Consider the following 23,805-nt stretch of genomic DNA (forward strand, 5'->3'; position numbering starts at 1 on the left):
GCGCGGGCCGGATCTCAGCCGAAGAGGCGGTCCAGCAGCCAGGTGGCGAGTTCCTCGGTGACGGCCGTGTGCGGGGTCGTGCTGGAGGACCAGATGAAGTCGTCGGTCTCGCTCTCGTCCGGGGCGAGGTCCCCGACGTTGGCGTAGAGGTCCTTCTGCTGGTCCAGGTCGCGGATGGCGACCGCGCTGACCGTGGGCACGAAGCAGATCTCCTCGTGCCGCAGGTCGACCTGGGCGCCCGCCTTCTTGAGCGCGTCGGCGAGGATGCCGTAGGAGCGCAGGGTGCCGCCGGGGGCGCCGTCCAGCTCGGGGAGGTCGCCGGTGGTGATCGTCTTCTCCGACTCGGGGAAGCGGCGCCTCAGCTCGGCGACGGTGACCTCGCGGCCCTGCGCCTGGGCGTAGAAGGCGGTGCCGGGATAGACCCGCTCGGACTTGAGCACGCTCTCGCCGGGCGGTACGTCGATGCCGGTGCCGTCGCCGCGGCCGTTGGCGAGGGCCAGGACGCGCGGGATGCGCGGCCAGCCGCCGGCCTCGTCCAGCCGCTTCAGGAATTCGCGGCGCTCGGGGGCGATGCCGTTCTGGCCGGTCATCGCGTCGTAGTGGCGCCAGAGCATCTGGCGGGCGGCCGGGCTGTTCATCTGCCGGGCGAAGTCGTTGGGCACCGGGATGAAGTGCGCGAACGCCTGGAGGCCGATGGGGATGTAGGCGCCCCGGTGCGGGGTGTCCCAGGAGAAGTACACACCGACCTGGTGATCCATGCGCTGCATCTCCATGCGGGCCAGCGCGTACCGGGTGACCAGGCCGCCCATGCTGAAGCCGCCGGCCATGAGGCGGGTGCCGCCCAGTCGTTCGGCGATCGTCCGGTGGACGGCGGCGGTCACCGTCTGCGCGTTGTCGAGGAGGGAGGCGCTGCGCTCGTTGAAGCCGACGAGGATGACGTCCCGGCCCCGGCGGCGCAGCTCGGTCAGCATCGGGTAGGTGCTGTCGAGGCCCGCGTAGAGCCAGGTGAGGTCGCTCTTGCCGAGGTTGAAGCCGTCGGCCATGAGCACCGGGCGGACGATGCCCTGGTTGCGCTCGCCGTAGTAGACGTGAGCGAAGCCGCCGGGCAGGGGCCACCTCTCGTCGGGCTCGGGCGCGGTGTACCCGGCCGGCGGCGCGGTGGCCAGCGGGCCGGCGAGGGTGAACTCCCCGACGCTCTGCTCGTTCTGCTCGGACATGGCGTCTCCTTCCAACCACGCGGGCGCGATGGTCGGGACATCATCAGCATGCCCTCTGACCTGCGGGGAGTGTCTCGCCACCGGGTTCATCCACAAGAGTGGGGCGGTGGCGGGGTGGTGACGCGGCGTCGGGAAATCGGTTGATCACAGCCGGAGGCGCGGCGATCCTGCGATGATCCGATATTTTGTTCGCCGCCGTCCCCACCGGCTCACTTCCCACACCCCTTTCCCGAAGGAGCCGGCCGTGACCGCCGAGTCCGCCGTGACCACCTGCTTCCGTCATCCCAAGGTGGAGTCGCACCTCCGCTGCACCCGCTGCGACCGCTACATCTGCCCGGACTGCATGCGCGAGGCGTCGGTCGGCCACCAGTGCGTGGAGTGCGTCCAGGAGGGCGCCCGCTCCACACGCCAGGCGCGGACCGCGTTCGGCGGCCGGATCAGCACGTTTCCGCTGGTCACCTGGGTGCTGGTGGCGCTGAACGTGCTCGCCTACCTCGCCGAGCTGGCCCGGCCTTCCATCACGGACCGGTTCGGGATGCTGGGCGCGGGCCTGGTCGGCCCGGACGGCGGCCACTACCTGTGGCAGTACCCGTACGACTCGGTGCTGACCCCGGAGGGGGTGGCGGGCGGGCAGTGGGAGCGGCTGCTGACCGGCGCGTTCCTGCACCTGCCGCCGGACGACGGGATCGGCGTGGTGCACATCGTGCTGAACATGGTGGCGCTGGTGAACGTCGGCCGGGTGGTGGAGACCCAGCTCGGCCGGGCCCGCTATCTCGCGCTGTACCTGCTCTCGGCGCTCGGCGGCTCGGTGCTCGTGCTGCTGATCGCGCCGGACGTGCCGACGGTGGGCGCCTCGGGCGCGGTGTTCGGCCTGGGCGCCGCGTACTGGGTGATGGGGCGCCGCCTCGGCTACGACATGCGCTCGGTCAACCAGTACATGACCGGCCTGCTGATCTGGCTGGTGATCTCGGCCTTCGCGACCTCCTGGCAGGGCCACCTGGGCGGCCTGCTCGTGGGCGCGGTGGTGACCCTCGCCTTCGCCTACGCCCCGCGCGGCGAGCGCCGCACGCTGGTCCAGTGGGCCGCGTGCGTGGGCCTGCTGGTCCTGCTGCTGGGGCTGGCGGCGGTGAAGGTGGCCACGCTCACCAGTGGCACCTACTGAGAAGGCGGCGGCGCCTGCCCGGGCGTCCGGTCGGGGACTGTCGGGCAGGCGCCGTCTGATGTTCCGTACGCCGTTGTACGGCACACCGGGTGTGCGGGTGTCAGACCGCCAGGGCGCGGTCGGTGGGGCGGATCGGGGCGGGCAGGTCGCTGGCCCCGGTGAGGTGGCGGTCCACGCCACGGGCGGCGGAGCGGCCCTCGGCGATGGCCCACACGATCAGGGACTGGCCCCGGCCCGCGTCACCGGCGACGAAGACACCGGGCACGTTGGTCTGGAAGTCGGCGTCGCGGGCGATGTTGCCCCGCTCGTCCAGCTCCAGGCCGAACTGGTCGACCAGGCCGTTCTCCCGGTCGGTGCCGGTGAAGCCCATGGCCAGGGTGACCAGCTGGGCCGGAATCCTGCGCTCGCTGCCCGGCTTGGGGGTCAGCTTGCCGTCGATGAACTCGACCTCGGCCAGGTGCAGCGCCTGGACGTTGCCGTCCTCGTCGCCCTCGAAGTGGGTGGTGGAGACGGCGTAGACCCGCTCGCCGCCCTCCTCGTGGGCGCTGGTGACCTTGTACAGCATGGGGAAGGTCGGCCAGGGCTGGTTCAGCGGGTGCCGCGCGTCGTTCGGGCGGGGCATGATCTCCAGCTGGGTGACGGAGGCCGCGCCCTGGCGGTGGGCGGTGCCCACGCAGTCGGCGCCGGTGTCGCCGCCGCCGATGACCACGACGTGCTTGCCCTCGGCCGTGATCGGCGGGGACACGAAGTCGCCCTCCTGGACCTTGTTGGACAGCGGCAGGTACTCCATGGCCTGGTGGATACCGGTCAGCTCCCGCCCGGGGACGGGGAGATCGCGGGCGGTGGTGGACCCGGCGGCGATCACGACCGCGTCGTACCGCTTCTTCAGGTCACCGGCCTTGAGGTCGCGGCCGACCTCCACACCGGTGCGGAAGCGGGTGCCCTCCGCGCGCATCTGCTCGATACGGCGGTTGATGTGCCGCTTCTCCATCTTGAACTCGGGGATGCCGTACCGCAGCAGGCCGCCGACGCGGTCGGCGCGCTCGTACACGGCGACCGTGTGGCCGGCGCGGGTGAGCTGCTGGGCGGCGGCGAGACCGGCCGGTCCGGAACCGATGACCGCGACCGTCTTGCCGGACAGCCGCTCGGGGATGCGCGGGGCCACGTCCCCGGTCTCCCACGCCTGGTCGATGATCGAGACCTCGACGTTCTTGATGGTGACCGGCTGCTGGTTGATGCCCAGCACACAGGCCGACTCACAGGGCGCGGGGCACAGCCGCCCGGTGAACTCGGGGAAGTTGTTGGTCGCGTGCAGCCGCTCGGAGGCGGCCGCCCAGTCCTGCCGGTAGGCGTAGTCGTTCCACTCCGGGATCAGGTTCCCGAGCGGACAGCCGTTGTGGCAGAACGGGATGCCGCAGTCCATGCACCGGCTGGCCTGCTTGCCGATGATCGGCAGCAGGGCGCCGGGGACGTAGACCTCGTTCCAGTCCTTGACGCGCTCGTCGACGGGACGGGTCCGGGCGACCTCGCGGCCGTGGTTCAGAAAGCCCTTGGGATCAGCCATTGGTCGCCGCCTCCATCATCTTCTCGGTGATCTCGGTCTCGGAGAGACCGGCTCGCTCGGCGGCGTCCTTGGCGGCGAGCACTGCCTTGTACGTGCTGGGGATGATCCTGCTGAAGCGCTCCACGGACCGGTCCCAGTCCGCGAGGAGCTTCTCCGCGACCGTGGACCCTGTCTCCTCGGCGTGCCGGCGCACCACGTCGTGCAGCCAGGTCCGGTCGGCGTCGTCCAGCGGCTCGACCGCGTCCGCGTTGCCCGCGTTCATGTTGTCCGGGTCGAGGTCGATGACGTACGCGATGCCGCCGGACATGCCCGCCGCGAAGTTGCGGCCGGTCGGGCCGAGGACGACCGCGTGGCCGCCGGTCATGTACTCGCAGCCGTGGTCGCCGACGCCCTCGGAGACCACCAGGGCCCCGGAGTTGCGGACGCAGAACCGCTCGCCGGTACGGCCGCGCAGGAACAGCTCGCCGCCGGTGGCGCCGTAGCCGATGGTGTTGCCCGCGATGGTGGAGTACTCGGCGAGGTGGTCGGCCGCCCGGTCGGGGCGGACCACGATGCGGCCGCCGGAGAGGCCCTTGCCGACGTAGTCGTTGGCGTCGCCCTCCAGGCGGAGGGTGACCCCGCGCGGCAGGAAGGCGCCGAAGGACTGGCCGGCCGAGCCGGTGAAGGTGATGTCGATGGTGTCGTCGGGCAGGCCCGCGCCGCCGAACTTCCGCGTCACCTCGTGGCCGAGCATGGTGCCGACCGTGCGGTTGATGTTGCGGATGGCGACCTGGGCGCGCACCGGGTGCGCCTCGGTGGCGTCGGTGGCGGCCAGCGCGTCGGCGGCGAGTCGGATCAGCTCGTTGTCGAGCGCCTTCTCCAGCCCGTGGTCCTGGGAGACCACCTGGTGGCGGACCGCGCCCTCGGCCAGCTCGGGCACGTGGAACAGCGGCTCCAGGTCCAGGCCCTGGGCCTTCCAGTGGTCGACCGCGCGCTCCACGTCGAGCACCTCGGCGTGGCCGACGGCCTCCTCGATGGTGCGGAAGCCCAGCTCGGCGAGGAGTTCGCGGACCTCTTCGGCGATGAACCGGAAGAAGTTGACGATGTACTCGGCCTTGCCCTCGAAGCGCTCGCGCAGCACCGGATTCTGGGTGGCGATGCCGACCGGGCAGGTGTCCAGGTGGCAGACGCGCATCATCACGCAGCCGGAGACCACCAGGGGCGCGGTGGCGAAGCCGAACTCCTCGGCGCCGAGCAGCGCGGCGATGACCACGTCCCGGCCGGTCTTGAGCTGGCCGTCGGTCTGGACGACGATCCGGTCCCGCAGCCCGTTGAGCAGCAGGGTCTGCTGGGTCTCGGCGAGGCCCAGCTCCCAGGGGCCGCCCGCGTGCTTGAGCGAGGTCAGCGGGGAGGCGCCGGTGCCGCCGTCGTGGCCGGAGACCAGCACCACGTCGGCGTGCGCCTTGGACACACCGGCCGCGACCGTGCCGACGCCGACCTCGGAGACCAGCTTCACGTGGATGCGGGCCGAGGGGTTGGCGTTCTTCAGGTCGTGGATGAGCTGGGCGAGGTCCTCGATGGAGTAGATGTCGTGGTGCGGGGGCGGCGAGATCAGGCCGACGCCGGGCGTGGAGTGCCGGGTCTTGGCGACCCACGGGTAGACCTTGTGGCCGGGGAGCTGGCCGCCCTCGCCGGGCTTGGCGCCCTGGGCCATCTTGATCTGGATGTCGTCGGCGTTGACCAGGTACTCGGAGGTGACGCCGAAGCGGCCGGAGGCGACCTGCTTGATGGCGCTGCGCCGGGCCGGGTCGTACAGCCGCTCCGGGTCCTCGCCGCCCTCACCGGTGTTGGACTTGCCGCCCAGCTGGTTCATGGCGATGGCGAGCGTCTCGTGCGCCTCCTGGGAGATGGAGCCGTACGACATGGCGCCGGTGGAGAAGCGCTTGACGATCTCGGAGACCGGCTCGACCTCGTCCACCGGGATGGGGGCGCGGCCGGAGTCGAAGCCGAACAGGCCGCGCAGCGTCATCAGGCGCTCGGACTGCTCGTTCACCCGGTCGGTGTACTTCTTGAAGATGTCGAAGCTGCCGGAACGGGTGGAGTGCTGGAGGCGGAAGACCGTCTCCGGGTCGAACAGGTGCGGCTCGCCCTCGCGGCGCCACTGGTACTCGCCGCCGATGTCGAGCGTGCGGTGCGCGGGCGCGATGCCGCTGGCCGGGTACGCCTTGGCGTGCCGGGCGGCGACCTCCTTGGCGATGACGTCGATGCCGACGCCGCCGATCTTGGTGGTGGTGCCGTCGAAGTACTTCTCCACGAAGGCGTCGTCCAGGCCGACGGCCTCGAAGACCTGCGCGCCCCGGTAGGAGGCGACGGTGGAGATGCCCATCTTGGACATCACCTTCAGCACGCCCTTGCCGAGGGCGTGGATCAGGTTGCGGATGGCCGCTTCCGGCTCCATGCCGGGCAGGAAGGTGCCCGCGCGGACCAGGTCCTCGACGGACTCCATCGCCAGGTACGGGTTGACCGCGGCGGCGCCGAAGCCGATCAGCAGCGCGACGTGGTGGACCTCGCGCACGTCACCGGCCTCGACCAGCAGGCCGACGTGGGTGCGCTCCTTGGTGCGGATGAGGTGGTGGTGCACGGCCGCGGTGAGCAGCAGCGACGGGATCGGGGCATGCTCGGCGTCGGAGTGCCGGTCGGAGAGCACGATCAGCCGGGCGCCGTTGTCGATGGCGGCGTCCGCCTCGGCGCAGATCTCCTCGATGCGCGCGGCGAGCGAGTCGCCACCGCCGGAGACCCGGTACAGGCCGGAGAGGGTGGCGGCCTTGAAGCCGGGCATGTCGCCGTCGGCGTTGATGTGGATGAGCTTGGCCAGCTCGTCGTTGTCGATCACCGGGAAGGGCAGCACGACGGAACGGCAGGAGGCGGCGGTGGGGTCGAGCAGGTTGCCCTGGGGGCCCAGCGAGGAGCGCAGGGAGGTGACCAGTTCCTCGCGGATGGCGTCCAGCGGGGGGTTGGTGACCTGCGCGAAGAGCTGGGTGAAGTAGTCGAACAGCAGCCGGGGGCGCTCGGAGAGGGCCGCGATGGGGCTGTCGGTGCCCATGGAGCCGATGGGCTCGGCGCCGGCCTTGGCCATCGGGGCGAGGATGACGCGCAGCTCTTCCTCGGTGTAGCCGAAGGTCTGCTGGCGGCGGGTGACGGAGGCGTGCGTGTGCACGATGTGCTCGCGCTCGGGCAGGTCGCCCAGCTCGATCTCGCCGGCCTCCAGCCACTCGGCGTAGGGCTGGTCGGTGGCGAGGGACGCCTTGATCTCGTCGTCCTCGATGATGCGGCGCTCGGCGGTGTCCACCAGGAACATCCGGCCGGGCTGCAGGCGGCCCTTGCGGACGACCCTGGCGGGGTCGATGTCGAGGACGCCGACCTCGGAGCCGAGGACGACCAGGCCGTCGTCGGTGACCCAGTAGCGGCCGGGGCGCAGGCCGTTGCGGTCGAGCACGGCGCCGACCTGGGTGCCGTCGGTGAAGGTGACGCAGGCGGGGCCGTCCCAGGGCTCCATCATCGTGGAGTGGAACTGGTAGAAGGCCCGCCGGTCGGCGTCCTTCACGTTCATGGTGGCGTGGTTCTCCCACGCCTCCGGGATCATCATCAGCACCGCGTGCGGCAGCGAGCGCCCGCCGAGGTGGAGCAGTTCCAGCACTTCGTCGAAGGACGCCGAGTCGGAGGCGTCCGGCGTACAGACCGGGAAGGTGCGCGCGAGGTTGTCGTCGGTGCCGAAGAGGTCCGAGGCGAGCTGGGACTCGCGGGCGCGCATCCAGTTGCGGTTGCCCTTGACGGTGTTGATCTCGCCGTTGTGGGCGACGAAGCGGTACGGGTGCGCCAGCGGCCACGACGGGAAGGTGTTCGTGGAGAAGCGGGAGTGCACCAGCGCGATCGCGGAGGCGAACCGGCGGTCGGACAGGTCCGGGAAGAAGGGTTCGAGCTGGCCGGTGGTCAGCATGCCCTTGTAGACGATCGTCCGGGCGGACAGCGACGGGAAGTAGACCCCGGCCTCGCGCTCGGCGCGCTTGCGGACCACGAACGCCTTGCGGTCCAGCGCGATGCCCTCGCTGACCCCGTCGGCGACGAAGAGCTGGCGGAAGGCCGGCATGGTCGAGCGGGCGGTCGCGCCGAGCAGTTCGGGGGCGACCGGGACCTCGCGCCAGCCGAGGACGTCGAGGCCCTCCTCGGCGGCGATCGTCTCGATACGTGAGACGACCTCGTCGGTGCCGTCCTCGGGCAGGAAGGCGATGCCGACGGCGTAGGAACCGGCGGCCGGGAGCTCGAATCCGGCGACCTCGCGGAAGAACGCGTCGGGCACCTGGGAGAGGATGCCGGCGCCGTCACCCGAGTCGGGCTCGGAGCCGGTCGCGCCGCGGTGTTCGAGATTGCGCAGGACGGTCAGCGCCTGCTCGACCAGCGCGTGGCTCGCCTCACCGGTGAGGGTGGCCACGAAGCCGACGCCGCAGGCGTCGTGCTCGTCGCGGGGGTCGTACATGCCCTGCGCGGCAGGGCGGGCATCCATGAAGGACCAGGCTCGGTCGGTCACGGAATGCGGGGACGGCTGGCGCGTCGTACGCATCGGCTCTCCCGTCGTCGTCAGTGGCGTGTGGCAGGTGCCGAGGGACGACGCTGGCCCTCTGCTGGTGCAAAATTTCGTGCAGGTTACATGATGGAACGCTTGTCGGGAACCGGATACTCCGTTCCACCATGCGGACGCCACAGGAGGCGCGGCGGGGTGCCGTGGGGTACGGCGGGCGCCGCTCCGAGCGGCGGGGAAAGCGGGGTTTCACTGCGGTTTCGAGCGGGGTCCTGCGACTGGACCGGACGGGTGGTGACCGGTCGGGCCCAGGGGGCGGAAGAGGCGTCTTCGCCCGTCCCGCGAGTGCACCGCGGGCGCCGTTGCCCGCAGTGCTTACGGCTCATGCCCGACGGCCAAGCGTGCGAAACCCGCGAGTAACAATTATTTATACGTGCCCCGGCATATGTCCAGGGTCTCAGGGCCTGTCTTCCGGATCTGGTCGGCTCGGGGCGCCGGTGCCACCTGGCTGACCCGAGCGGGGTCTGGTGCGTGCAGCTGCAAGGCGGAGGAGGAAGAGGAGGGAGTCGATGCGGAGCATCGGGGACCGACGACAACGCGGCGAGGTGCGGTGCCAGGCGTCGCGAGCCCGGCGTGATCGACAAGACACCCCCTAGCTCACAGCCGTGTCGAACAACGTGCCGAGCGCGAAGGTGATGCCCGCCGCCGCGCCGCCCAGCGCGAGCTGGCGCAGGCCGCTGAACCACCAGCTGCGGGCCGTCACCCGGGCGACCACCGCGCCGCAGCCGAAGAGTCCGGCGAGCGCCAGCAGGACGGCGGGCCACAGCGCGGTCGCGCCCAGCAGGTAGGGCAGGACGGGGAGCAGGGCGCCCAGCGCGAAGGAGCCGAAGGAGGAGACGGCGGCGGTCAGCGGGGAGGGCAGGTCGTCGGGGTCGACGCCCAGTTCTTCGCGGGCGTGTATCTCCAGCGCCTGCTCGGGGTCCTTGGAGAGCTGCCGGGCCACCTCGCGGGCGAGGCCGGGCTCGACCCCGCGCGAGGCGTACAGCGCGGCCAGCTCGTCCTGCTCGGCCTGCGGGTGCCGACGCAGCTCACGGCGCTCGACGTCCAGCTCGGCCTGGACGAGTTCGGCCTGCGAGGCGACGGAGGTGTACTCGCCGGCCGCCATCGAGAAGGCACCGGCCGCGAGCCCGGCGAGACCGGTGATCACGATGGTCTGGTGGCCCACCGAGCCGCCCGCGACACCCGTCATCAGGGCGAGGTTGGAGACCAGGCCGTCCATCGCGCCGAACACGGCGGGTCGCAGCCAGCCCCCGTTGACGTCGCGGTGCGTGTGGTTGTCGCGGTGCGCCTCGTGCAGCGCGGCCCCGGTCTCGATGACGGCCATGAGGACCCCCGGTAAGCTGAGCCAAAGCTAACTTTGGACTGATTCCACTTTTCGAACGACCTCCAATCTACGGTGATCGACGCCCGGCCGCCAGCAAGGCGAGGCTGCGCTAACCTCCGCTGTCTTCCCAGCTCAGGCACCCACCACGGGGATTTCCCGGTACCGAGCGGGTGACGGCGGCGCCCCGGAGGCTAGGGCTCCGACCCTCGGGTGGGACACATCCACAAAAGGCCACGCGGTCCAGGCGGTCCACGCGGTCCTGGCGAAGGAGGGTCCCGCCCATGGCATCGAACGCACCCGCTTCCCCGCTGCCCGCCCCCGCAGGACCCGGGCTCCGCGAGCGGGCGCGCGGCGCGCTGCTCGGCCTGGCCGTGGGCGACGCGCTGGGCGCCCCCGCCGAGAACCTGAAGCCCTCCGAGATCCGCGCCCGCTGGGGCCGCATCACCGGCTACGTCACCGACCGGCCGTGCGGCACGGACGACACCGAGTACGCGATCTTCTCCGGGCTGCTGCTCGCCCGGCACGGCTCCGCGCTCACCCCGGCCCACGTCGAGGCGGCCTGGCACCAGTGGATCGCCGACCGGGCCGAGGGTCCCTTCCGGGGCGCGGGGTTCAGCGAGCGGGGCACGCTGGAGAACCTGCGGCGGGGGCTGGCGGCGCCCATCTCGGCCCAGCACCGGCACGCCTGGAGCGACGGGCTGGCGATGCGGGCGGCGCCGTTCGGGGTGTTCGCGGCGGGGCGGCCCTCGGAGGCGGCCCGGCTGGTGGCGGTCGACGGCTCGGTCAGCCACGAGGGCGAGGGCATCTACGGCGGCCAGGCGGTCGCGGCCGGGGTGGCCGCCGCGATGGCGGGCGCGGAGCCGGCCGTGGTGATCGCCGCCGCGCTCGCCGTCGTACCGGACGACTCCTGGACCGCCCGCTCGCTGCGCCGGGCGGTCGCCGTCGCGCACCGGGGCGAGCGCGCGGTCCGTACGGCGGTGGTGATCGGCGGCTACCCGTGGACCGATCTGGCCCCCGAGGCGGTCGCGCTGGCCTTCGGCGCGTACGCGGCGGCCGACGGGGACTTCCCGGAAGCGGTGCTGACGGCCGTCAACATGGGCCGGGACGCCGACACCACGGCGGCGGTCGCGGGCGCCCTGGCCGGTGCGACCAACGGGGTGGCCGCCATCCCCGGTGTGTGGGCCGCCGCCATCGGTCCGGCGCGCGGCAGGTGTCTGCCCGCCATGTCGGGCCACCACATCCTGGACGTGGCCGAACTGCTGACCCCGGAGGAGGGCGGCAAGTGGGGCGAGGGGGTGGTGCCCCCGGATCTGGTGCCGGAGGGGCTGCGGCCGGCCGTGGAGCCGCCGCTCACCCTGGTGGGCAACGTCGTGGAGACTTCGTTCCCCCGCGTGGCGGCCGTACGGAACACGGACCCGGAGGACCGGTCGTGAGCCGGCGGATCGAGGGGCTGCTGCTGGGGCTCGCCGCCGGGGACGCGGCGGGGTGGCCCGCCGCCCGGCACCGGGCGGCCCGGATGCCGGAGTGGACCCGGCGGCTCACCCGCGAGCTGGACACCTTCGCCGAGCAGAACGCCACCACCACGCTGCCGGTGCCCATCGCGCTGAACCAGCCCCCGGAGCCGCTGCGCCTCGGCCCCTCCGACGACGCGGAGTGGGCGGCGTTCGCGGCGGAGGCCGTCCTGCGGGCCGGGGACGACGTGCTGGGCGACCTCAGCCGGGACCGCCGGATACGCGCCGCCATCGACCTGACCTGGACCGCCGTGGCCTCCGAGGTCGCGGCGGCGGCCGAACGCGCGCCGGAGATCGAGTCGGCCGTGCTCCCCCTGCGCGCCCGCATCTCGGTGCGCGCCGGGCTCGGCAACCTCGCCGCCGGGCTGCGCCCGCCCGCCACCGGCCACGACAACCCGCACTACTTCGACGACGCGGCCTGCGTACGCGCCTGCGTGCTGGCCGTCGCCCACCCCGGCGACCCGGCCCGCGCCGCCGACCTCGCGGAGTTCGACGCCCGCTACACGCAGGACGGCGACGGGGTGCACGGGGCGCGGGCGATGGCGGCGGCGCTGGCCACCGCCCTGTCCGGCGCGGGCGCGGACGCGTGTGTGGCGGCCGCGCTGGACGAGCTGCCCGAGGGCACCGAGATCGGCCGCAACGCCCGGCACGCGCTGGCCCTGGTGACCGCCACCGACACCGCGTTCGCCCTGGTCCCGCTGCTGGAGCATCAAATCGTGGACCACGTCTACAGCTACGGCATCGCCGCCGCCGAGACCGTGCCGGTGGCCCTGGCGCTGACCCTCGCGGCGGCCGGGCGGATCGCGGAGGCGGTACCGGCCGCCGCCTGCCTCTCCCGCGTCGCGGACTCCGCGCCCGCGCTCGCCGGGGCGCTCTGTGGGGCGCTGGGCGGCGGGGAGTGCGTACCCGAGGCGTGGCGGCACTCCTGCCGGACCCTCTCCGGCTGCGCGCTGCCCCGCCTTACCGGCACCGATCTGGTGGAACTCGCCGGGCTGCTGGAAGCCGCCCAACGGACCCGGCCAGGGGGATGATGCGGGCATGACGCCGAAAAGTGATGAAATCTCAAATTCCGGTGGGATCGGTCTGGACGATCGGATCACCGGCGCCCTGCTCGGCGCCGCCGTGGGCGACGCGCTCGGCGGACCGGTGGAGGGCTACAGCCCCGACCAGATCGTGGAGCGGCACGGCGGCCGGGTGCACGGGATCGTCGGCCCCTGGAACGGCGACGCCTGGCGCACCGCCCGCCCGATCGCGCCGTACCACAAGGGCGACGGGCACGTCACCGACGACACCCTGATGACGCACGCGCTGATCCGGGTCTACGCCCGCGTCCGGGACCACCTCGACGCGTACGCCGTCGCGGAGCACCTGGTGCCGGACCTGATGACCGAGCCGCGCTGGATTCCGGAGCTGGAGGCGGAGGCGCTGCCGCTGCAACGGATCTTCCTCGCGGAGAAGTGGCTGGTGGCCCGGATCGCGTACGGGCACGTGGACCCGCGTGAGGCGGGCACCGGCAACATCGTCAACTGCGGGGCGGCGATGTACATGGCCCCGGTCGGCCTGGTCAACGCGGCCAACCCGGCGGGCGCGTACGCCGAGGCACTGGACGTGGCCGGCGCCCACCAGTCGTCGTACGGCCGGGAGGCGGCCGGGGTGTTCGCGGCCGCCGTGGCCGCGGCGTGCGCGCCGGGAGCGACCCCGGACTCGGTGGTGGCCGCCTGTCTGGCGCTGGCCAAGGACGGCACCCGCGAGGCCATCGAGAAGGTCTGCGAAGTGGCCGCCGGACACCGGGACTTCGAGTCGGCGCTGCTCCCGCTGCGCGAGGCGGTCGCCCCGTACGACACCGTCGGCCCCGACTACCGCGCCCCCTCGCTCGGCGCCCGCCGCCCCTCCCGGCTGCACGCGATCGAGGAACTCCCCGTGGCGCTCGGCATGTTGGTGGTCGCGGGCGGCGATCTGCGGCACGCGGTGCTCGGCGCGGTCAACTACGGCCGGGACTGCGACTCGATCGCCACCATGGCCGGCGCTCTCGCGGGCGCGCTCGGCTCGCCGGTGCCGGAGGACTGGGCGAAGACGGTCGCCGAGGCGAGCCGCCTGGACCTGTGGGCCCCGGCCCGCGAACTGACCGAGGTCGCCCGCGAGGTCTTCGTCCGGGACACCGGGCGGCGCCGGGCGCACGAGCGGGCGTTCGCCGCGCTGGGAGGCCCGGCATGCTGCGACTGACCTGGGTGCAGCCCGAGGACCTGGTCGGCCACGAGCTGCGCCAGGCCCGCCTGGACGGCCGCAACGCCTCCCGGATCGAGGCGCGCTGGCGCGCGGCGGGCGGCGCGGACGCCCCCGAGCGCGCCGGAGCCTCGCCGGAACCGCCCTCCCGGTATCTGCGGCTGCTGGCCGAGGACCTGCTGGACGAACTGGCCGAGCTGCCCAGCGACCTGGCCGAGCTGGAGCCGACCGCGCTGGACCGGATCACCGCCCTGTGCCCGGACTGGCCCGCCTCCCCCGCCGTTCGCACCGCCCCCGAGCCGGACGCGCTGGAGGCCGCCTGGCTGGGCCGGGCCATCGGCTGCCTGCTCGGCAAGCCGGTGGAGAAGCTCCCGCTGGACGGCATCCGCGAGCTGGCCCGCGCCACCGGCAACTGGCCGCTGACCACGTGGTTCACCGCCAAGGGCGTGCCCGAGGACCTGTTGGCCCGGCACCCTTGGAACCGCCGTTCCGCCCCGACCTCGCTGGCCGAGAACATCGACGGCATGCCGGAGGACGACGACCTCAACTACCCCCTGCTGGGCCTGCTCCTGCTCCGCCGGCACGGCCGGGGCTTCACCACCGACGACGTGGCCCGGCTCTGGCTGGACGAACTCCCGCCCGGCCGCGCCTTCACCGCCGAACGCGTCGCCCTGCGCAACCTCCTCGCCGGGGTCGAACCCCCGCACACCGCCCGGTTCCGCAACCCGTTCCGGGAGTGGATCGGCGCGCTGATCCGGGCCGACGTGCACGGCTGGACCAACGCGGGCGACCCGGGGGCGGCGGCGGCTCAGGCGCACCGGGACGCGGTCCTCACCCACACGGCGACCGGTGTGCACGCGGCGATGTTCGCGGCCGCCGTCATCGCCGCCGCGTCCACCGGCACCCAGGACGTGCACGCCTGCCTGCGCACCGGCCTCACGGTGGTCCCGCCCGCCTCCCGGCTGGCCCGTGCCGTCGGGCAAGCCGTCCAACTGGCTGAGCAGCACACAGATTTCGACGACGTGGTGGATGCCCTCCACATGGTGTACGGACCCACCCACCACTGGGTGCACGCCCTGCCCAACACCGCCCTGATCGCCGCCGCCCTCACCCACGCCGACGGCGACTTCACCGGCTCGGTCTGCCGGGCGGTGTCGGGCGGCTGGGACACCGACTCGGGCGGCGCCACGGCCGGCTGCGTCGCGGGCCTCCTCGCGGGCTCCCCCGACGCGCTGCCCGAGCGCTGGCGGGCCCCGCTGAAGAACCGGCTCGCCACCACGGTCGCCGACTTCGACGGCACCGGCTTCGACACCCTCGCCCGACTCACCCACCTGGAGGCGACCCGCCCATGACCCACATCGTCGTGCTCGGCAGCACGAACATGGACCTCGTCACCTACGTCGCACGGGCCCCGCGGCGCGGCGAGACCGTCACCGGCCGGGAGTTCCGCACCATCCCCGGCGGCAAGGGCGCCAACCAGGCGATGGCCGCCGCCCGCGCGGGCGCCACCGTGTCGCTGATCGGCGCGGTCGGCAACGACGCGTACGGCGTACGGCTCCGCGACAACCTCGAACACTCCGGTGTGGACACCGACTTCCTGCGCACCGTCGAGGGCGCGTCCGGCACCGCGCACATCGTGGTGGACGACGAGGGCAACAACGCCATCGTCGTCGTCCCCGGCGCCAACGGCACCGTCGACCACCTCTCCCCCGGCGACGAGGGCCTGATCGCCTCCGCCGACGCCCTGCTGCTCCAGCTGGAGGTACCGCTCCCGGCGGTGATCGCGGGCGCGGAGGCCGCCCGGCGCCACGGCGTGCGTACGGTCCTCACCCCCTCCCCCGCCCAGCCGCTGCCGGAGGAGCTGCTGAGCGTGACCGACGTGCTGGTGCCCAACGAGTACGAGGCCGTCACCCTCACCGGCCGCACCGACCCCCTCGACGCGGCCGTGGGCCTGCTCGACCTGGTGCCGGAGGTGGTCCTCACCCTGGGCGAGGCGGGCGTGCTGTACGTGTCCCGCGACACCGAGCCGCTCGCGGTGCCCGCGCACCAGGTCGCCGCGATCGACTCCACCGGCGCGGGCGACACCTTCGCCGGGGCGTACGCGGTCGCCGTCGCCGAGGAGAAGCCGCTGCGGGAGGCGCTGTCCTGGGCGGCGGCCGCGGCCGCGCTGTCGGTGCAGCGGGAGGGCGCGTCGGCGTCGATGCCGTACCGCCCCGAGATCGAGGCGCAGTACACCGCATGAGCGCCGACCGCCCCGAGAACGCCACCCGCCCGCCGCTGGACGGCCTGCGGGTGCTGGACCTGGCCACCCTGTTCGCCGGTCCGCTGGCCGCCACCATGCTCGGTGACTTCGGCGCCGAGGTGATCAAGGTCGAGCATCCGCTGCGGCCCGACCCGTCCCGCGGGCACGGCCCGGCCAAGGACGGCATCGGGCTGTGGTGGAAGACGCTCGGCCGCAACAAGCGGACCGTCACCCTGGACCTGTCCCGTCCCGGCGGCCGGGACACCCTGCTGCGGCTGGCCGCCACCGCCGACGTGGTGATCGAGAACTTCCGCCCCGGCACCCTGGAGAAGTGGGACCTGGGCTGGCCGGAGCTGTCGGTGGCCAACCCCCGGCTGGTGCTGGCCCGGGTCACCGCCTTCGGCCAGTTCGGCCCGTACGCGCACCGGCCCGGCTTCGGCACGCTGGCCGAGGCGATGAGCGGCTTCGCGGCCCTCACCGGCGAGCCGGAGGCGCCCCCGACCCTGCCGCCCTTCGGGCTCGCGGACTCCGTCACCGCCCTGGCCACCGCGTACGCCGTGCTCACCGCGCTGGCCGCCCGGCAGCGCACCGGCGCCGGGCAGGTGGTGGACATGGCGATCATCGAGCCGATGCTCGCCGTGCTGGGCCCCCAGCCGACCTGGTACGACCAGCTCGGCTACGTCCAGGAGCGCACCGGCAACCGGTCCGCGAACAACGCCCCGCGCAACACCTACCGCACCCTGGACGGCTCCTGGGTCGCGGTCTCCACCTCGGCGCAGTCGGTGGCGGAACGGGTGCTGCGCCTGGTGGGCCGCCCGGAGCTGATCGAGGAGCCCTGGTTCGCCACCGGGGTGCAGCGGGCCGCGCACGCCGACGAGCTGGACGAGGCGGTCGGCAACTGGATCGCCGCCCGCCCCCGCGACGAGGTGCTGGCCGCCTTCGAGAAGGCGGAGGCCGCCATCGCCCCGGTGCAGGACGTCCGGGACGTGTTCGAGGACCCGCAGTACCTGGCGCTGGACACGGTCACCACCGTGGCCGACCCGGACCTCGGCCCGCTGCGCATGCAGAACGTGCTCTTCCGGCTCTCCGCGACCCCCGGCGCGATCCGCTGGACCGGGCGCGGGCACGGCGCCGACACCGACGCGGTCCTCACCGAGCTGGGCCTCGGCCCCGCCGAGATCGGCGCCCTGCGCGAGGAGGGCGCGCTGTGACCCCGCTGACCTGGCTCTACGTCCCCGGCGACCGGCCGCATGTGGTGGACAAGGCGCTCGCGGCGGGCGCCGACGTGGTGGTGATCGACCTGGAGGACGCGGTCGCCCCGGACCGCAAGGAGTACGCCCGCGCGGCCACCGCCGAGCGGCTCGCCGACCCCCAGCCGGTCCCGGTCCACGTCCGCCTCAACGGCCCCGGAGGCCCCTGGGCGGCGGCCGACCTCGCAGCCCTGGCCGGCCTGCCGGGCGCCTCCGGGCTGCGGCTGCCCAAGGTGGCAGGGCCCGAGCAGATCCGCCGTACCGCCGAGGCGACCGCGCTTCCGCTGTACGCGCTGCTGGAGTCCGCCCTCGCCATCGAGCACGCCTACGCCATCGCCACCGCCCACCCCGCGCTGCGGGGCCTCTCCCTCGGCGAGGCCGACCTCCGCTCCGACCTGGGGGTACGGGCCGACGCGGGCCTGGACTGGTGCCGCTCCCGGGTGGTGGTGGCCGCCCGCGCGGCCGGCCTCGCCCCGCCGCCCCAGTCGGTGCATCCCGACGTACGGGACCTGGACGGGCTCGCCGCGTCCTGCGCCCACGGCCGCGCGCTGGGCTTCATGGGCCGCGCGGCGATCCATCCCCGCCAGCTCCCGGTGATCGCGCGGGCCTACCTCCCCACCCCGGAGGAGGTCGCGGAGGCGGAGACGGTGCTGAAGGCCGCGGCCGCCGAGCAGGGCGCCCTCGCGCTCCCCGACGGCCGCTTCATCGACGCGGCGGCGGTGGCGCAGGCGCAGCGCATCCTGTCGATGGCGGGCGGGGCCTGAGACACGCCGAAGGGCGCCCGGTGGAGTTCCGGGCGCCCTTCGGGATGCGTAGGGGGCCGGGGTCAGCCCTTCTTGCCGGAGTCGGCGGTGGCGGTGGCGGTGTCCTTGATCCCGGCCTCGGCCTCCGGTCCGGACTCGGGGTCCGGATCGGCCTTCCCGGCCTCTTCCGGCTCGGGCACATCGGCCTTCGCGTCGTCCTTGCCCTCGGCCTTCGCCCCGGTCTGGCCCTCACCGGAATCCGCCCCGGTCCCGCCGGTGTCCGGGTCGTCGGAGGCACCCCGCTCGACCACCGCTTCCCGGCCCGGCCGGCGCCGCGCGGAGAGCACCAGGTAGGTCACCGCGAGCAGGAACACCAGCACGGCGGTCCAGACGTTCAGCCGGACGCCCAGGATGTGGTGGGCGTCGTCGACCCGCATGTACTCGATCCACGCGCGGCCCGTGCAGTACGCGGCGACGTACAGCGCGAAGGCGCGGCCGTGGCCCAGCTTGAAGCGGCGGTCGGCCCAGATGACCAGGAAGCCGACGCCCACGCACCACAGCGACTCGTAGAGGAAGGTCGGGTGGTAGTAGCCCGGCACCCGGCCGCCCTCGGAGGAGGTGATGTGCAGGGCCCAGGGCAGGTGGGTCTCGTGGCCGTACAGCTCCTGGTTGAACCAGTTGCCCCAGCGGCCGATGGCCTGGGCGAAGGCGATGCCGGGGGCGACGGCGTCGGCGTAGGCGGGCAGGGCCACGCCCATGCGCCGGGCGCCGATCCAGGCGCCGACCGCGCCGAGCGCGATGGCGCCCCAGATGCCCAGGCCGCCCTCCCACACCTTGAAGGCGTCCACCCAGTCGCGGCCCGGACTGAAGTACAGCTCGTAGTCCGTGATCACGTGGTAGAGCCGGCCGCCGACGAGGCCGAAGGGCACGGCCCACACCGCGATGTCGGCGACCGTGCCGGGACGGCCGCCCCGCGCGACCCAGCGCTTGTTGCCGAGCCAGACGGCGACGAAGACACCGATGATGATGCAGAAGGCGTAACCGCGCAGCGGGATGGGGCCGAGGTACAGCACCCCGCGCGACGGACTGGGAATGTAGGCAAGTTCCATGGCAGGACCGACGCTACCGTGCCGGGCCGTGCGGTCGCCGCGCGGCCGGGCTACGGGTGCATAACGGGGAGGTGAGAAAACCCCCTCATCCGCGGTCGGCGCTCTCCACCATCTCCTTGAGCTTCTCGGGGGTCATGGACTGGTCCTGGTAGATGTTCTTGCCGCCGAACAGCACGGTCGGCGTGCCGCCGTAGCCTCCGGCGGCGAACGCCTGCTGGGAGCGGTCGACCCAGGTGTTGTGGGTGCCGTCGTTCACACATTTACGGAAGGTGGGCGTGTCGAGGCCCTTGACCTTGCCCGCGAGGCCGATCAGCTTGCCGTTGTCCGCGAAGGCGTCGTCGGTCTCCGGGGGCTGGTTCTCGTACAGCACGTCGTGGAAGTCGCGGAACCTGCCGGCGTCCTGGGCGCAGGCCGCCGCGTTGGCCGAGTGCAGCGAGCCGGTGCCGCCCATGTTGCCGTCGATCAGGCGGACCAGGTGGTACTCGACCCGGAGCTTGCCGGCGTCGGTCAGCTCGTGCAGCGTGGAGCGGTAACGCGTCTCGAAGGACTGGCAGGCGGGGCAGCGGAAGTCCTCCCAGACCGTGAGCGTGGACTTGGCGCCCTCCTTGCCGACCGGGATCGCCAGGCTGTCCTTGCCCTGGGCGCCGGAGGGGGCCACGACCGGGCCCGCGTTCCTGCTGCCCTTGTCCTTGCCCGCGTTGGCCGCGATGACACCGATCACCGCGGCGAGGCCCAGCACGCCGACGACACTGACGCCGACGATCAGCGCGCGCCGGCGCTTCTCCGCGGACTTCTGCTTCTCGCGCTCGGCGGCCAGGCGCTGGCGGGCGTTGCGCTTTCCGTCACGGTTCTTCTCGCTCACACCCCCTGAACGAACCGGGGAGACGCATTGCGCCTCCCCGGCCGGAGGTCCACCCGTTCGAGTGACGGGGTGTGACGTGGAGCGAGGGGGCTCAGACGCCCCGGCGGACGCCCTTCGCCAGGTCGGCGGCGAGCGCGCGCACCGCCTCGACACCGGCGGTGTCGTCGGGGGCGTCCAGCATGCGCTTGACGAAGGCCGAGCCGACGATGACGCCGTCGGCGAAGGCGGCCACCTCGGCGGCCTGGGCCGCGTCGGAGACCCCGAGGCCGACACAGACGGGCAGGTCGGAGCGAGTGGCGCGGGTCCGCGTCACCAGATCCTCGGCCTGCGCGCCCACGGACTCACGGGTGCCGGTGACGCCCATCAGCGAAGCCGCGTAGACGAAGCCGCTGCCCGCCGCGGTGATCTCGGCGAGCCGGGCGTCCCGGCTGCTGGGGGCGACGACGAAGACGGTGGCCAGCCCGTGCTTCTCGGCGTGCTCGCGCCACAGCGCGGCCTCCTGCACGGGCAGGTCGGGCAGGATGCAGCCCGCGCCGCCCGCGTCGGCCAGTTCGGCGGTGAACCGCTCGACGCCGTAGCGGTCGATGGGGTTCCAGTAGGTCATCACGAGCACCGGCTTGCCGGTGGCCGTGTGGGCCTCGCGGACCGTGCGCATGACGTCCGCGATCCGCACCCCGCCGCGCAGGGCGATGTCGTCGGCGGTCTGGATGACCGGGCCGTCCAGCACCGGGTCGCTGTGCGGCAGGCCGACCTCGACGACGTCGGCGCCGCCGTCGAACGCGGCCTTGATCGCCTCGATGCCGCCGTCCACGGTCGGGAACCCGGCCGGAAGGTAGGCGATCAGCGCGGCACGGTCCTCGGCCTTGGCGGCGGCGAGGGTGTCCGACAGCAGGTTGATGTTGCCGCTCACTTGGCGTCCCCCTCGATCTCGGCGGTGTGGGCCTCGTCGGCCGCGACCTCGGCGTCGGTGTCGTAGAGCCCGAAGTACCGGGCGGCGGTGTCCATGTCCTTGTCGCCGCGTCCGGAGAGATTGACGACGATCAGCCCGTCCGGGCCCAGCTCCTTGCCGACCTCCAGGGCGCCGGCCAGCGCGTGCGCGCTCTCGATGGCCGGGATGATGCCCTCGGTGCGCGACAGCAGGCGCAGCGCCTGCATGGCGGCGTCGTCGGTGACCGCGCGGTACTCGCCCCGCCCGGAGTCCTTGAGGTAGGAGTGCTCGGGGCCGATGCCGGGGTAGTCCAGGCCGGCCGAGATCGAGTACGGCTCGGTGATCTGGCCCTCGTCGTCCTGGAGGACGTAGGAGCGGGAGCCGTGCAGGACGCCGGGCTCGCCCGCGGTCAGGGTGGCCGCGTGCTCGCCGGTGTCGATGCCGTGCCCGGCGGGCTCGCAGCCGATCAGGCGGACGTCCGTGTCGGGGATGAAGGCGTGGAAGAGGCCGATGGCGTTGGAGCCGCCGCCCACGCAGGCGATGGCGGCGTCCGGCAGGCGTCCGGCGCGCTCCAGGATCTGGCGGCGGGTCTCCACGCCGATGACGCGGTGGAAGTCGCGGACCATCGCCGGGAAGGGGTGGGGTCCGGCGACGGTGCCGAAGAGGTAGTGGGTGCTGTCGACGTTGGCGACCCAGTCGCGGAACGCCTCGTTGATGGCGTCCTTCAGGGTGCGGCTGCCGGACTTCACGGCCACGACCTCGGCGCCGAGCATGCGCATCCGGGCCACGTTGAGTGCCTGGCGCTCGGTGTCGATCTCGCCCATGTAGATGGTGCAGTCGAGGCCGAACAGGGCGCAGGCGGTGGCGGTGGCGACGCCGTGCTGGCCGGCGCCGGTCTCCGCGATGACGCGGGTCTTGCCCATGCGCTTGGTCAGCAGGGCCTGGCCGAGCACGTTGTTGATCTTGTGCGAGCCGGTGTGGTTGAGGTCCTCGCGCTTGAGGAACACCCGGGCGCCACCGGCGTGTTCGGCGAACCTGGGGACCTCGGTGAGCGAACTCGGGCGGCCGGTGTAGTTGACCATGAGGTCGTTCAGTTCGCGGGCGAACTCCGGGTCCGCCTTGGCCTTGTCGTACTCGACGGCGACCTCGTCCACGGCGGCGACGAGGGCCTCCGGGATGAACTTGCCGCCGAAGGCGCCGAAGTAGCCCCCGGTGGTGGGAACCTGTCCCTCCGGGTCGGGGAAGAAGTAGTTGTTGCTGGGCATGCCAGTACCTCACGGTGAGTGCGTGTGAAAGACACTATTCGCCGTGGGGGCGGGGATGGTTATGCGACTGCGGGCCGTTCGTGGCTGGTCGCGCAGTTCCCCGCGCCCCCGAAGGTCGGCTGCTGCCATCGTCTGCCGTTCACTTGCCCCGGCTCCGCGCCGATGTGGTACCTCACCCTGCGGCCGTGGACCCGGCGGGCCGGGGCGCGGCAGCCACGGGGACGGCAGCCGCGCGCGAGGCGGGCGTGGCGGTCCACGGTGGCGGTCAGGGTGAGGGTGTTCATCGGGGTCAAGCCTACCGGGGGATCAGCCGCGGCCGTGCCGCAGCGCGGGGTGCTCGCCGGCCGCCACCAGGTCGGCCACCGCGGTCTTGGGGTCGCGGCCGGTGACCAGGGACTCGCCGACCAGGACGGCGTCGGCGCCCGCGTTGGCGTAGGCGATCAGGTCGTGCGGGCCGCGTACGCCGGACTCCGCGATCTTGACCAGTTCGTCGGGGATCTCCGGGGCGATCCGCTCGAAGGTGCCCCGGTCGACCTCCAGGGTCTTCAGGTTGCGGGCGTTCACCCCGATGATCCTGGCGCCCGCGTCCACGGCGCGCTCGATCTCGTCCTCGTCGTGCACCTCGACCAGCGGGGTCAGCCCGATGGAGACGGCGCGCTCGATCAGCGACTCCAGCGCGGGCTGCTCCAGCGCGGCCACGATGAGCAGCGCCAGGTCGGCGCCGTACGCGCGGGCCTCCCAGAGCTGGTACGAGGTGACGATGAAGTCCTTGCGCAGCACCGGGATGTCGACCCGGGCGCGGACGGCCTCCAGGTCGGCCAGCGAGCCGCCGAAGCGGCGCTGCTCGGTGAGGACGGAGATGACGGCGGCGCCGCCCGCCTCGTAGTCGGCGGCCAGGGCGGCGGGGTCGGCGATGGCGGCCAGCGCGCCCTTGGACGGGCTGGAGCGCTTGACCTCACAGATGACCTTGACGCCGTCGCCCTTGAGGGCGGCCACGCCGTCCTTGGCGGCCGGGGCCTGCGCCGCGCGCTCCTTGAGCTCGTCGAGGCTCACGCGGGCCTGCCGCTCCGCGAGGTCGGCCCGGACTCCGTCGATGATCTCGTCGAGCACGCTCACGCGAGCGGCCCCCTTTCAGCTGCTGGTCTGGGGCGGGTTCGAAAACCCAGGTCACTGCGATGGTATCCGCAGGAACCGCCTGGGCTCGCATCCGGCGGATCGCGGTCCCATTACCTGGACATTCCTTGTTGATCAAGGACGGATCGCGCCACCGAACGGCAGGTTCCGGACGACGGTGAAGACCAGCAGCACGGAGCCGAGCAGCCACAGCGGGGTGCGGCCGAGGACGAGGCGCACCGGCAGGCCCCGGGCGGCGCGCACCGTCCACAGGGTCCACAGCACGGCGAAGGCGAGGTAGGCGGCGACTCCGGCCGCGTTGTCGTGCAGGGCACCGAGGAGGTCGCCGTGCGCGAAGGCGTGCGCGCTGCGCAGTCCGCCGCAGCCGGGACAGTACAGGCCGGTCAGCGCGTAGAGCGGGCAGACCGGGTAGTGGCCGGGCTGGTTGGGGTCGACGGTGCCGACATAGGCGAAGGCTCCGGCCACGGCCGCGAGGACCCCGGCGGGGGTGGCCACCCGCCGCCACGGCGGGGGCTGTTCGGGCGGGAGCTGCGCGGGCGGGGCGAGAGGCGGGGCACCGCTGTCGGCGTTCACCCTGGCATTCTGCCGTGGCGCCGGCACCAACGCGCGAAGGGGCGCCCCCGAGCCGTCCGTACGGCCTGGGGGCGCCCCTTCGC

19 protein-coding genes are annotated in these 23,805 nt (G+C 73.1%); 8 read left to right on the plus strand and 11 right to left on the minus strand.

What is annotated here, in order from left to right; all coding sequences use genetic code 11:
* Positions 1 to 14: 14 nt before the first annotated feature.
* Positions 15 to 1,217, minus strand: coding sequence for an esterase/lipase family protein (locus D0Z67_RS06915; protein WP_031182887.1), 1,203 nt, complete (start codon positions 1,215 to 1,217; stop codon positions 15 to 17).
* 244 nt (positions 1,218 to 1,461) lie between these two features.
* Between D0Z67_RS06915 and D0Z67_RS06920 the strand changes: the two genes are divergently transcribed.
* Positions 1,462 to 2,379, plus strand: a complete 918-nt coding sequence (locus tag D0Z67_RS06920) for a rhomboid family intramembrane serine protease (protein WP_031182888.1) — start codon at positions 1,462 to 1,464, stop codon at positions 2,377 to 2,379.
* 100 nt (positions 2,380 to 2,479) lie between these two features.
* On the opposite strand, the gene D0Z67_RS06925 is transcribed toward D0Z67_RS06920, so the two are convergent.
* The 3 genes from D0Z67_RS06925 to D0Z67_RS06935 form a co-directional block, all read right to left on the minus strand.
* Positions 2,480 to 3,943, minus strand: coding sequence for a glutamate synthase subunit beta (locus tag D0Z67_RS06925; protein WP_031182889.1), 1,464 nt, complete (start codon positions 3,941 to 3,943; stop codon positions 2,480 to 2,482).
* Entirely contained in the window at positions 3,936 to 8,540 is a 4,605-nt protein-coding gene (gene gltB, locus D0Z67_RS06930; RefSeq protein WP_199812227.1) for a glutamate synthase large subunit, read from the minus strand. The genes D0Z67_RS06925 and gltB overlap by 8 nt, the downstream gene beginning before the upstream one ends.
* 610 nt (positions 8,541 to 9,150) lie before the next feature.
* Positions 9,151 to 9,882 (minus strand): VIT1/CCC1 transporter family protein, encoded by a 732-nt coding sequence (locus D0Z67_RS06935; protein WP_131589621.1) that lies wholly within the window; start codon positions 9,880 to 9,882, stop codon positions 9,151 to 9,153.
* Between the two features lie 281 nt (positions 9,883 to 10,163).
* Between D0Z67_RS06935 and D0Z67_RS06940 the strand changes: the two genes are divergently transcribed.
* Genes D0Z67_RS06940 through D0Z67_RS06970 form a run of 7 tightly spaced genes read left to right on the plus strand, consistent with a single transcriptional unit; the run spans position 10,164 to position 17,872 of the window.
* The gene (locus D0Z67_RS06940; protein WP_051887964.1) at positions 10,164 to 11,315 is read left to right on the plus strand and encodes an ADP-ribosylglycohydrolase family protein; all 1,152 of its coding nucleotides are present in this window, start codon (positions 10,164 to 10,166) and stop codon (positions 11,313 to 11,315) included.
* Positions 11,312 to 12,424: an ADP-ribosylglycohydrolase family protein gene (locus D0Z67_RS06945; protein ID WP_031182893.1), complete on the plus strand. Its 1,113-nt coding sequence runs from the start codon at positions 11,312 to 11,314 to the stop codon at positions 12,422 to 12,424. Before D0Z67_RS06940 ends, D0Z67_RS06945 begins: the two co-directional genes overlap by 4 nt.
* A 7-nt stretch (positions 12,425 to 12,431) precedes the next feature.
* The gene (locus D0Z67_RS06950; protein ID WP_031182894.1) at positions 12,432 to 13,616 is read left to right on the plus strand and encodes an ADP-ribosylglycohydrolase family protein; all 1,185 of its coding nucleotides are present in this window, start codon (positions 12,432 to 12,434) and stop codon (positions 13,614 to 13,616) included.
* The gene (locus tag D0Z67_RS06955) at positions 13,604 to 14,968 is read left to right on the plus strand and encodes an ADP-ribosylglycohydrolase family protein (RefSeq protein WP_031182895.1); all 1,365 of its coding nucleotides are present in this window, start codon (positions 13,604 to 13,606) and stop codon (positions 14,966 to 14,968) included. The genes D0Z67_RS06950 and D0Z67_RS06955 overlap by 13 nt, the downstream gene beginning before the upstream one ends.
* Entirely contained in the window at positions 14,965 to 15,858 is an 894-nt protein-coding gene (gene rbsK / locus D0Z67_RS06960; RefSeq protein ID WP_031182896.1) for a ribokinase, read from the plus strand. Before D0Z67_RS06955 ends, rbsK begins: the two co-directional genes overlap by 4 nt.
* Positions 15,855 to 17,069: a CaiB/BaiF CoA transferase family protein gene (locus D0Z67_RS06965; RefSeq protein WP_199812228.1), complete on the plus strand. Its 1,215-nt coding sequence runs from the start codon at positions 15,855 to 15,857 to the stop codon at positions 17,067 to 17,069. The genes rbsK and D0Z67_RS06965 overlap by 4 nt, the downstream gene beginning before the upstream one ends.
* On the plus strand, positions 17,066 to 17,872 hold the full coding sequence (locus D0Z67_RS06970) for an HpcH/HpaI aldolase/citrate lyase family protein (RefSeq protein WP_031182898.1): 807 nt from the start codon (positions 17,066 to 17,068) through the stop codon (positions 17,870 to 17,872). Before D0Z67_RS06965 ends, D0Z67_RS06970 begins: the two co-directional genes overlap by 4 nt.
* 62 nt (positions 17,873 to 17,934) lie before the next feature.
* Here the strand turns inward: D0Z67_RS06970 and lgt are convergent, their stop codons facing one another.
* From lgt to D0Z67_RS07005, 7 genes are all read right to left on the minus strand, one after another.
* The gene (lgt, locus tag D0Z67_RS06975) at positions 17,935 to 18,960 is read right to left on the minus strand and encodes a prolipoprotein diacylglyceryl transferase (RefSeq protein ID WP_037775678.1); all 1,026 of its coding nucleotides are present in this window, start codon (positions 18,958 to 18,960) and stop codon (positions 17,935 to 17,937) included.
* Positions 18,961 to 19,045: 85 nt separating this feature from the next.
* On the minus strand, positions 19,046 to 19,822 hold the full coding sequence (locus tag D0Z67_RS06980) for a DsbA family protein (RefSeq protein WP_031182900.1): 777 nt from the start codon (positions 19,820 to 19,822) through the stop codon (positions 19,046 to 19,048).
* 91 nt (positions 19,823 to 19,913) lie between these two features.
* Positions 19,914 to 20,732, minus strand: a complete 819-nt coding sequence (trpA, locus tag D0Z67_RS06985) for a tryptophan synthase subunit alpha (RefSeq protein WP_031182901.1) — start codon at positions 20,730 to 20,732, stop codon at positions 19,914 to 19,916.
* Complete coding sequence (gene trpB, locus D0Z67_RS06990; protein WP_031182902.1) at positions 20,729 to 22,015, minus strand: tryptophan synthase subunit beta; 1,287 nt, start codon at positions 22,013 to 22,015, stop codon at positions 20,729 to 20,731. The genes trpA and trpB overlap by 4 nt, the downstream gene beginning before the upstream one ends.
* Positions 22,016 to 22,074: 59 nt before the next feature.
* A complete protein-coding gene (gene trpM, locus D0Z67_RS30545) occupies positions 22,075 to 22,299 on the minus strand; it encodes a tryptophan biosynthesis modulator TrpM (RefSeq protein ID WP_078873533.1) in 225 nt (74 codons plus the stop codon).
* Positions 22,300 to 22,321: 22 nt separating this feature from the next.
* Entirely contained in the window at positions 22,322 to 23,131 is an 810-nt protein-coding gene (gene trpC / locus D0Z67_RS07000) for an indole-3-glycerol phosphate synthase TrpC (RefSeq protein ID WP_031182903.1), read from the minus strand.
* A gap of 132 nt (positions 23,132 to 23,263) precedes the next feature.
* Positions 23,264 to 23,722, minus strand: a complete 459-nt coding sequence (locus tag D0Z67_RS07005) for a DUF2752 domain-containing protein (protein WP_031182904.1) — start codon at positions 23,720 to 23,722, stop codon at positions 23,264 to 23,266.
* Positions 23,723 to 23,805: the final 83 nt, after the last annotated feature.

Origin of the sequence: Streptomyces seoulensis, from assembly GCF_004328625.1 — a bacterium.
Lineage (GTDB): Bacteria > Actinomycetota > Actinomycetes > Streptomycetales > Streptomycetaceae > Streptomyces > Streptomyces seoulensis.

Excerpts from the sequence above, each read along its gene's own strand:
- D0Z67_RS06915 (WP_031182887.1), bottom strand. The coding sequence starts at position 1,217 with ATGTCCGAGCAGAACGAGCAGAGCGTCGGGGAGTTCACCCTCGCCGGC.
- D0Z67_RS06925 (WP_031182889.1), bottom strand. The coding sequence starts at position 3,943 with ATGGCTGATCCCAAGGGCTTTCTGAACCACGGCCGCGAGGTCGCCCGG.
- gltB (WP_199812227.1), bottom strand. The coding sequence starts at position 8,540 with ATGCGTACGACGCGCCAGCCGTCCCCGCATTCCGTGACCGACCGAGCC.
- D0Z67_RS06935 (WP_131589621.1), bottom strand. The coding sequence starts at position 9,882 with ATGGCCGTCATCGAGACCGGGGCCGCGCTGCACGAGGCGCACCGCGAC.
- D0Z67_RS06940 (WP_051887964.1), top strand. The coding sequence starts at position 10,164 with ATGGCATCGAACGCACCCGCTTCCCCGCTGCCCGCCCCCGCAGGACCC.
- D0Z67_RS06950 (WP_031182894.1), top strand. The coding sequence starts at position 12,432 with ATGACGCCGAAAAGTGATGAAATCTCAAATTCCGGTGGGATCGGTCTG.
- D0Z67_RS06955 (WP_031182895.1), top strand. The coding sequence starts at position 13,604 with ATGCTGCGACTGACCTGGGTGCAGCCCGAGGACCTGGTCGGCCACGAG.
- rbsK (WP_031182896.1), top strand. The coding sequence starts at position 14,965 with ATGACCCACATCGTCGTGCTCGGCAGCACGAACATGGACCTCGTCACC.
- D0Z67_RS06965 (WP_199812228.1), top strand. The coding sequence starts at position 15,855 with ATGAGCGCCGACCGCCCCGAGAACGCCACCCGCCCGCCGCTGGACGGC.
- lgt (WP_037775678.1), bottom strand. The coding sequence starts at position 18,960 with ATGGAACTTGCCTACATTCCCAGTCCGTCGCGCGGGGTGCTGTACCTC.
- trpB (WP_031182902.1), bottom strand. The coding sequence starts at position 22,015 with ATGCCCAGCAACAACTACTTCTTCCCCGACCCGGAGGGACAGGTTCCC.
- trpM (WP_078873533.1), bottom strand. The coding sequence starts at position 22,299 with ATGAACACCCTCACCCTGACCGCCACCGTGGACCGCCACGCCCGCCTC.